Origin of the sequence: Plectonema radiosum NIES-515 (assembly GCF_025753815.1) — a bacterium.
GTDB lineage: Bacteria > Cyanobacteriota > Cyanobacteriia > Cyanobacteriales > Nostocaceae > Hassallia > Hassallia radiosum_A.
The window spans coordinates 1-5,914 of the sequence record NZ_JAOWRF010000183.1; the positions used below are offsets into that span (position 1 = coordinate 1).

Annotated in this window: 6 protein-coding genes; all 6 read left to right on the plus strand. The window is 43.8% G+C overall.

The annotated features are described in order from the left end of the window. The first annotated feature begins 63 nt into the window (after nt 1-63). The 6 genes from OGM63_RS12355 (at nt 64) to rdgB (ending at nt 5,854) form a co-directional block, all read left to right on the plus strand. The gene (locus OGM63_RS12355) at nt 64-678 is read left to right on the plus strand and encodes a DedA family protein (RefSeq protein ID WP_263745872.1); all 615 of its coding nucleotides are present in this window, start codon (nt 64-66) and stop codon (nt 676-678) included. Between the two features lie 209 nt (nt 679-887). Then, nucleotides 888-2,051, plus strand: coding sequence for a filament morphology actin-like protein FcmB (gene fcmB, locus OGM63_RS12360; RefSeq protein WP_263745873.1), 1,164 nt, complete (start codon nt 888-890; stop codon nt 2,049-2,051). Between the two features lie 5 nt (nt 2,052-2,056). Next, a complete protein-coding gene (gene fcmC, locus OGM63_RS12365; RefSeq protein WP_511041087.1) occupies nt 2,057-2,566 on the plus strand; it encodes a filament morphology membrane protein FcmC in 510 nt (169 codons plus the stop codon). Nucleotides 2,567-2,954: 388 nt separating this feature from the next. Next, nucleotides 2,955-4,397 (plus strand): phosphoglucomutase/phosphomannomutase family protein, encoded by a 1,443-nt coding sequence (locus OGM63_RS12370; RefSeq protein ID WP_263745875.1) that lies wholly within the window; start codon nt 2,955-2,957, stop codon nt 4,395-4,397. 214 nt (nt 4,398-4,611) lie between these two features. Continuing rightward, on the plus strand, nt 4,612-5,181 hold the full coding sequence (locus OGM63_RS12375; RefSeq protein WP_263745876.1) for a hypothetical protein: 570 nt from the start codon (nt 4,612-4,614) through the stop codon (nt 5,179-5,181). A gap of 10 nt (nt 5,182-5,191) precedes the next feature. Further along, nucleotides 5,192-5,854 (plus strand): RdgB/HAM1 family non-canonical purine NTP pyrophosphatase, encoded by a 663-nt coding sequence (gene rdgB / locus OGM63_RS12380; protein WP_263745877.1) that lies wholly within the window; start codon nt 5,192-5,194, stop codon nt 5,852-5,854. Nucleotides 5,855-5,914 lie beyond the last annotated feature (60 nt).

The following is a 5,914-nucleotide window of genomic DNA, read 5'->3' on the forward strand; positions in this document are numbered from 1 at the left end:
ATTAATAAATATTAAGTTTAATTGAGCAATTAAACTGCTGTAGTACTTTGAGGAATCGACTTTATGGGAGATTGGATCAAAAATACGATTGAATCCCTAGGTTACTTGGGAATAGCGGCGCTAATGTTTGTGGAAAATCTCTTTCCCCCTATCCCTTCAGAACTAATCATGCCACTGGCAGGATATAGCGCGAATCTACCAGGAGCAAAACTCAATGTTGTTGGCGTATTTTTTGCGGGGCTATGTGGTTCTGTATTGGGTGCATTAGTTTGGTACTACCCAGGCAAATTTTTGGGTGAAGAGCGTTTGAAAGGTTGGGCTGACAAATATGGCAAGTGGATAACTGTATCCAGCAAAGATATCACTAAGGCAAAAGGCTGGTTTGATCGCCAAGGTAGCAAAGCAGTGTTGATTGGTCGTCTTGTGCCGGGAGTCCGCACATTAATTTCTGTGCCTGCCGGAATTAGCAATATGCCGTTGTTGCCTTTCCTATTCTACACAACTTTGGGTAGCGCTGCTTGGGTAGGTTTGCTAACATACTCTGGATACGTGTTGGGTAGTCAGTACGAACTTGTGGATAAGTACCTTGCGCCTGTATCTAAAATCTTGCTTGGGTGTTTTGCTCTGGCATTTATTTTTTGGGTAGTCAAGCGCAAGGGAAAAAACAGGAGAAAATGACAATAAGAGCGCTAATTGTGTAATAGCAAGCGTGAAGAGTGCCAAAAATTCGCCTACACTATCGTAAATAATGCTAATTTTTTAACGCTTTAACTAATTCTTGGCGTATTTCTGGCTACACCAAACGCAACCAAAAGTTTCTGCTTGACGCATTGAATGTGTATATGAGCATGATAACTTTTAAAGCTAAGTAAAGACTAGGAGCTTTCATGACAGACCAACCGAATGCCGCTACTCCAATGAATGCCGCTGCTATCCCCATGAATAGAGTGTCGGCATCTACCCCGCTAAATGCTGCTAATGCCGCTAATAATGTTCCCAAGCCTGGTATGGGTATGGTTACAGGGAAAGCGATTCTCAGTGTTGATTTAGGTAGAACTTCTACCAAGACTTGTGTAAACCGCGAACCGAACAATGTAATGTTCGTGCCCGCTAACGTCAAGCATATGAGTATGGAACAGGTGCGTGGAGGCGCTTTTGAGGCACGCGCTACTGACCCCTTAATGGATCTGTGGCTGGAGTATCAAAATAATGGCTATGCTGTTGGTCAACTAGCAGCAGATTTTGGAGCAAATTTAGGAGTAGGTCAATCTAAGGTTGAAGATGCACTGGTAAAAGTTTTGGCTTGTGCCGGCTACTTCAAGCTCAAAGATGAAATCTCAGTTATTCTCGGTCTGCCTTTCCTTTCTTTAGAGCAATTTGAAAGAGAAAAAGCACAACTGATCAGTCAGGTAGGTGGTTCCCATGTGATGAACTTCCGGGGAGAAACTGTGAACTTAACTGTCAGCAAGGTTTGGGTAATGCCAGAAGGCTATGGCAGCCTTTTATGGTGTGAAGCTCAACCGAAAAAAGGACCCGGAGTTCCAGATTTTACCAAAGTTTCGGTTGCGATCGTCGATATCGGACATCAAACTATCGATTGTTTAATGGTAGATAACTTCCGCTTCGCTCGCGGTGCTTCTAAGAGCGAAGACTTTGCCATGAGCCAGTTTTATGAAATAGTCGCGAAAGAGATTGAAGGGGCAGATAGTCAGTCTCTAGCGTTAATTTCGGCTGTGAATAAGCCTAAAGGCGATCGCTTTTATCGTCCTAAAGGTGCCAGCAAGCCTACGAATCTCGATGATTTTCTCCCCAACCTCACAGAGCAGTTTTCTCGTCAGATATGCGATCGCGTGCTAGCATGGCTGCCAGAACGGGTTACTGATGTGATTCTCACTGGCGGTGGTGGTGAGTTCTTCTGGGAGGATATCCAACGGCTGCTCAAAGATGCGAAGATTAATGCCCACCTAGCTGCTCCCTCTCGCCAAGCTAACGCTTTGGGGCAGTATATTTATGGGGAAGCACAGATTTCCAATCGCGCTTCTAGGGCTTAAAACTGATGCTCCAATGGCCAAAAAAAGTAGTAAAATCGGTCACATTCAATCCAGGGGTCGCTGACGAGAGCTTGTTGGCCCTTGTAGAAAGCCATTTGGAAAAAAACCCGGAGAAGACTTTCAGCGACCTCTGTAAAGAAGCCTTATGGCAATCTTTATGTGTACCGGAATCTGTACGACCATCACCAAGTACGCCAGAAAAAGCGACAACACCAGCATTTGAAGAACAACAAATCGCTGAACTACAACGTCAAATGGCTGACCTTGAGGAACGTTTTTTTGCTAAGGAGTCTAATCGTTTGGAGCTTATGGAACGCCAGCTTTTGCAACTTAGTCAACAAGTTGCACAACTGGCAATCATGGTGCATGAACGACCAATCATTCAGCCTCAAAATTTAGCAACATCAGCACCACAAGAGGTGGTAAATCATACTACCTATACTGTTGCTACGACTTTTCCTCAAGATGTTGACCCTGTAATCAGCCGTCTGAGTCAGTATCTTGATGATTTTTAAAGAGTCATCGGGGTGTTGAACAGAAAATGCTCTCAATAAACATCCTTAATAGTAATTACTATTAAGGATTGTTAATTTTTTTAGATAAATCTTATAGTTTTGCGATCGCACTGCATATTTTTATAGCCTAGCGTTCTAACTGCTAGTAGTACCAACGCAGATAAATGCTTGATTAGTGAAGATAATCTTTCGTTGGTCATTTTTATGACAAAAATAGCGTTTTTTATAAGTCAAACACACCAAGCGATCGCACTTTTAGGAACACATTCGCTAGCTTTTATGTCGTAATTGACTAGGGTTAACAGTAAGTTTATCTATACTTAATTGTTTTTTTACATAAAAGCCTGTATAAATGCTAGAATTCACGTTGGAAAGTTAGGATACCTCAATGCCAGTTCTAGCTAGCTCAATCAAGTTTGGTACGGACGGCTGGCGGGGCGTGATTGGTGATGAATTCACCTTTGAACGCCTCGCATTGGTCGCGCCAATCGCAGCCAAAGTATTATTTGACACTTATAATTCCACGGTGAATAGCCGGACAATTATTGTCGGTTACGATCGCCGATTTATGGCAGAAGATTTCGCCCGTGCTGTTGCTGATAGTGTCACGAAGATCGGATTTGATGTATTATTGAGCGAAACCTTTGCCCCAACTCCGGCTTTTAGCTGGGCAGCAAAACAACTCAATGCGTTGGGTGCCCTGGTAATTACAGCAAGTCATAATCCGGGAAAATATTTGGGCTTAAAAGTCAAGGGAGCTTTTGGGGGATCGGTGCCCCCAGAAGTAACCCATGAGATAGAAGCGCTTTTGTCTGATGGAGTGCCACCCCCAGCAACTCCAGGCAAAATCGAAATGTTCAACCCTTGGGGCAGTTATTGTCAAGAGCTAGAAGGCAAAGTTGATATTGCCAAGATTCGAGAGGCGATAAACTCAGGTAAACTGACAGTATTTGCCGATGTGATGCATGGAGCCGCATCTGGTGGACTAGCGATGTTGTTAGGGGATCAAGTAAAAGAAATAAATAGCGATCGCGATCCGCTTTTTGGTGGTGGTGCCCCAGAACCTTTACCCAAATACATGAAGCGTCTATTTGAAGTGATGAAGACGCACCGCGAAAGCAATCAAGGTGGTTTAGCAGTAGGATTAGTATTTGATGGAGATTGCGATCGCATCGCCAGTGTCGATGGTGAAGGTAACTTCCTCAGTTCACAAGTATTAATCCCAATATTAATCGACCACTTAACCTTAAGGCGCGATTTTCAAGGTGAAATCGTCAAAACTGTTAGTGGTTCTGACTTAATTCCCCGCGTCGCTGCACTGCATAAGTTATCAGTATTTGAAACAGCCGTTGGTTATAAATACATCGCCGATCGCATGTTAGTATCCCAAGTATTAATAGGTGGTGAAGAATCAGGGGGAATTGGTTATGGGAACCACATCCCCGAACGCGATGCACTGCTATCAGCATTGTACGTACTAGAAGCAATTGTGGAATCAAAGCTGGATTTAGGCGATTATTACCGTTATTTGCAAGAGCAAGCTGATTTTGATTGGGCATACGATCGCATTGATTTACCTCTAGGGAGTATGGACGTGCGATCGCGTCTTTTGCAACAATTGGAAAAAGAACCTTTAACAGAAATTGCCGGACTTGCAGTCATTGATTGTCAAACAATTGACGGCTACAAGTTCCGTCTAGCTGATAATAGTTGGTTGATGATTCGTTTTAGCGGAACTGAACCAGTTTTACGCTTATACTGCGAAGCACCGACACTCGAACAAGTGCATCAAACTCTCGCTTGGGCGAAAGATTGGGCGAATTCTGTTTAACTAAAGTGTAGTAACATAGATATATTTGTCTATGCTACTACTGGTCTGTCAATTTTATTTTGAGGGGTTATGTATACATCTAAAACCCTGTAGAGACGCGAAATTTCGCGTCTCTACAACCCGTCAATTAGTTCTTGACAGACTACTACCAATTGTTAGTTTGGTTTGCTAATAGAGAATCCTAAAGCAAACATCCATCGTGTGAGTGATTATTATGGAGTTAAACAACTTCAGCCTCAGTATTTCACCGGGAACTGAATTACCCGGAGGTTATCTACAGCTAGAACATAACACCCAGTACAACGTAGTTTTGGCTAATAAGCGTGCTATACGTTGTGGTGCCAAGGTCGAAATTGATGGCAAGCATGTGGGAACGTGGCGACTTGAAGAGTATGATTCAATTGTGCTGGAACGCCCCGCTCATGATACTGGACGATTCACGTTTTATAAGTTGGGAAGTGCTGAGGCTACTAAAGTTGGTATCAGCCAACAGGATGCAAATATCGGCTTAGTCAAAGTTACCTTTACTCCAGAACATCAAGTTGAAACACGGTCTTCATCTACTGTAACAAGAGGTTTGGTGTCAGAAGGCACAACACGTTCCTGTAGTGCTGGTGGTACGGGATTATCTGGTGAGAGTAAGCAGCAATTCATCTATGTGCCTGATCTTGATTATGATTATTCAAAAGCTACTGTAATTCACCTGCGGTTAGTAGCAAGAACTCACGAACCGCGTCCTTTGACACCGTTATCGAATCCAGTACCCCCACCAATTCACTTGTAAAAAAACGACGATGACAAGACTTGTGGTTGCCACCGGAAATGCAGGTAAGTTGCGGGAAATGCAAGCTTACTTGACTGATTTAGGTTGGGAATTGACCTTAAAACCTGAGGAATTGGAAGTTGAGGAGACAGGGGACACCTTTGCTGCAAACGCTTGTTTAAAAGCCTCTCAGGTGGCTAATTCGACAGGAAATTGGGCGATCGCTGATGACTCTGGCATGCTTATTGATGCCCTTAATGGCGCACCAGGAGTGTATTCTGCACGTTATGGCAAAACTGACTCGGAACGGATTGCGAGGGTGTTGAGAGAATTGAAGGACGAACCGAATCGACAAGCACAATTTGTGTGTGCAATAGCGATCGCTCGTCCGGATGGAGCGATCGCGCTACAATCTGAAGGCGTTTGTCGTGGCGAAATTCTCGAATCCCCCCGTGGTAATGCTGGTTTCGGCTACGATCCAATTTTTTATGTTCCAGAAAAGAAATTAACCTTTGCCGAGATGACACCAGACTTGAAACGGTCAATTAGTCATCGAGGCAAAGCAATTGAGGCTTTACTTCCCAAACTTCAAAAAGTTAGGAGGAGCGGAGGAGCGGAGGAGCGGAGGAGCGGAGGAGCGGAGGAGCGGAGGAGCGGAGGAGCGGAGTTAGGAATAAAAAGTTTTGGGCTTTGAGTTTTGAATTAAGAATATTCTTCAACTCCTAACTCTAACTCCTAACTCTAACTCTGCTCC

Coding starts and splice junctions, on each gene's coding strand:
- rdgB (WP_263745877.1), top strand. CDS start 5,192: ATGACAAGACTTGTGGTTGCCACCGGAAATGCAGGTAAGTTGCGGGAA.
- fcmB (WP_263745873.1), top strand. CDS start 888: ATGACAGACCAACCGAATGCCGCTACTCCAATGAATGCCGCTGCTATC.
- OGM63_RS12355 (WP_263745872.1), top strand. CDS start 64: ATGGGAGATTGGATCAAAAATACGATTGAATCCCTAGGTTACTTGGGA.
- OGM63_RS12375 (WP_263745876.1), top strand. CDS start 4,612: ATGGAGTTAAACAACTTCAGCCTCAGTATTTCACCGGGAACTGAATTA.
- OGM63_RS12370 (WP_263745875.1), top strand. CDS start 2,955: ATGCCAGTTCTAGCTAGCTCAATCAAGTTTGGTACGGACGGCTGGCGG.
- fcmC (WP_511041087.1), top strand. CDS start 2,057: ATGCTCCAATGGCCAAAAAAAGTAGTAAAATCGGTCACATTCAATCCA.